Below are 2496 nucleotides of genomic sequence, written 5' to 3'. Positions count from 1 at the left end.
GGGTGATAAGGTTTTGTCCCGTCGGAATAGGAAGTGAATCAGATGTCTGTTTTTAGTATGGAGCTGTCTGAATTGAGGTTAAATGGTGAGTTAGGGGAACACCTTAAATCAAATCTATTCTGTCAATCCCTTCCAAAGTCGTCATCGAACCTCTCGATGTCATCATCCTCCAAGTACTCACCGATCTGAACTTCGATAACCTCTAAGGGCAGTAATCCCGGATTCTCAAGTCTATGTTTTTTACCAGCAAGTATAAAAGTGCTCTCTCCACTCCTAAGCAGAAATTCCTTGTCATCGATGGTTACCCTTGCAGTACCCTTTACAACGACCCAGTGCTCGCTCCTGTGGTAGTGTCTCTGCAGGCTGAGCCTCTTTCCGGGCGAGACAGTCAGCTTCTTAATCTTGTAAAATTCTCCCTCCTCAAGTACGGTAAATGACCCCCAGGGGCGGTATGCTGTCCTGTGGACAAAAGCCCTCTTGTCACCCCTTTTCTTCAGAATCTCAACCAAGTCCTTGACCTTCTGAGCTTCCTCCCTCTTGCAAACGAGGACGGCATCCCTTGTGTCAATGATGACAAGGTCTTCAACTCCCACCGCTGCTGTCAACCTCTCCCCGAATATTATGTTGTTTCTGGCGTCGAGTGAAACGCATTCTCCCTTGACAGCATTCCCGTTCTCGTCTTTATCAAAAATCTCGTAAACCGAATCGAAACTGCCAACATCGCTCCAGAAAGTCTTAAGGGGAACTACGGCAGCCTTGTCCGTTCTCTCCATTACTCCGTAGTCAATGGATATTTTGGGCAGCTTTTTATAGGCCTCCTCCAAACTCTCATTGAAGGCTTTTACCACATCCGGCTGATGTTTCTTACATTCTTCAGCAAAAATGCTGACCCTGAACAGAAACATCCCACTGTTCCACAGATATCCTTCTCTGAGGTACTCTTTGGCTTTCTCCAAATCGGGCTTCTCAACGAACCTTTCCACGACATAACCACCATCCAGCGGTTTTCCAGTTTTGATGTAGCCGTAACCGGTGTGTGGCTTTGTTGGTTCGATTCCAAACACGACCAGCCAGTCTTCGGCCAGTTTCTCGGCTTCTTCAAAAGCTCTTCTGTAGTTTTCATTCGCCTCTATTAGGTGGTCAGAAGGTAGGACTGCAATTTTTGAGTCTCCATCTCTCTCCAATATTGTTTTAACCGCATAGTATATCGCCGGAAGGGTGTTTTTTGAGTCGGGCTCGATCAGAATGTTCTCGTCCGGCAGCTTGACGTCAATTTCGGAAAGCTGGTCAAGAACCCTGAACTTGTATTTTTCATTCGTCACTACATAAATTTCATCCGGTCTGGAAAACATCAGCGCTCTTTTTACAGTTTCCTGAAACAGAGATGAGCCATTGAAGATGCTAATAAACTGCTTCGGAAACTCCTCTCTGCTCAAAGGCCAGAGTCTCGTTCCACTCCCGCCTGCCAGTATAACCGTCTTCATCAAACCACCCTAAATCTCGTCAAATATTTCGTCAAAACTCTCAACGACACGGAAATTACGGATTTTTTTATTACCTATTAAGAAAGGCTTATCAACGACCTCCAGCATCGAAAAGTCGTTTGGACTGTCTCCAATTCCTATGCTTTCCACCTTGCCAAACTCCTTTCTGAAAAGCTCCACAAGTTTTTTAACCGCTTTCCCTTTATCAGTTTTTCCGATGACACTATAAAATTTTCCACCGTATGTCCATCTCAGACCTGCCTTCTCAACCAACCTGAGCTTCTCCTTTTCGTCCTCACCCAAAACGAGGGGCTCCAAATACTCCCTTTGCTTCGCCAATTTGGCGAGGTCTTCACTCAGCCCAGTAACCTTCGAAACCTCCTCGACGCTCATCCTGCCAAAGCATTTCACACCCAGTTCGTCAACAACCTCTCTTATCTTCTGATACCTCTCACCGAGCACGATAACCCTGTATTTTTCAGTTAAGAAGTCGTATTCGAACGGAAACGAGAAATAGTCTTTTGGTATATAGATCGCACTTCCGTTCTCAACTATGAATGAGTCTGTAACACCCATAGCGCTTCTGTAGTACTCCTGCTCCGCTCTGGTCTTGGATGAGCAGAAAACGATAGGAACTCCCTTTTTCTTCAGCTTTTTAACCAGATTAACGTCGTAGGAGTAATCATCTTTATCGAGCAGAGTTGCATCAAGGTCTGTGAAGAGAATTTTGATCCTATCACCTCACTCGAATTAGAGTATCAAGGGGCAGATGGCTGTAGCTTAATGGTCGGGAGAGACGTGCAGAGAGCAGTCACTCTCGATGAACTGGAAGATGTTGAGGGCAACGTGGCAATAGGTCACACTGGCATGCATGGGCAGCAACCACTTGAAGATTGCAAGCATGAGCTTGCTCTCCTGCACATTGGAGATCTACAACTGGAGGATGCTGAGGAAGAGCTCACCTTTTCCAGGAAGGATATAAACTCCTCAGCCCTATTTCTCTCAGGAAACT

3 protein-coding genes are annotated in these 2496 nt (G+C 45.9%); 1 reads left to right on the top strand and 2 read right to left on the bottom strand.

Annotation, left to right across the window (positions count from 1 at the left end):
- Window positions 1-122: 122 nt before the first annotated feature.
- Window positions 123-1484 carry a mannose-1-phosphate guanylyltransferase/mannose-6-phosphate isomerase gene (locus H0Z19_RS11810; protein WP_290726873.1) on the bottom strand — a complete coding sequence of 454 codons (1362 nt, stop codon included), beginning with the start codon at window positions 1482-1484 and terminating at the stop codon, window positions 123-125.
- Window positions 1485-1493: 9 nt separating this feature from the next.
- Window positions 1494-2210: a mannosyl-3-phosphoglycerate phosphatase gene (gene mpgP, locus H0Z19_RS11805; RefSeq protein WP_290726875.1), complete on the bottom strand. Its 717-nt coding sequence runs from the start codon at window positions 2208-2210 to the stop codon at window positions 1494-1496.
- Window positions 2211-2267: 57 nt separating this feature from the next.
- On the opposite strand from mpgP, the gene H0Z19_RS11800 reads away from it, so the two are divergent.
- Window positions 2268-2496, top strand: a 229-nt coding sequence (locus H0Z19_RS11800) for a hypothetical protein (protein ID WP_290726871.1), incomplete at its 3' end; no start/stop codon positions are given.

This window comes from Archaeoglobus sp. (genome assembly GCF_017656475.1).
Classification (GTDB): domain Archaea; phylum Halobacteriota; class Archaeoglobi; order Archaeoglobales; family Archaeoglobaceae; genus Archaeoglobus.
The sequence above is the reverse complement of the archived record's forward strand: the minus strand, read 5'-3'. Positions and strand labels throughout refer to the sequence as shown.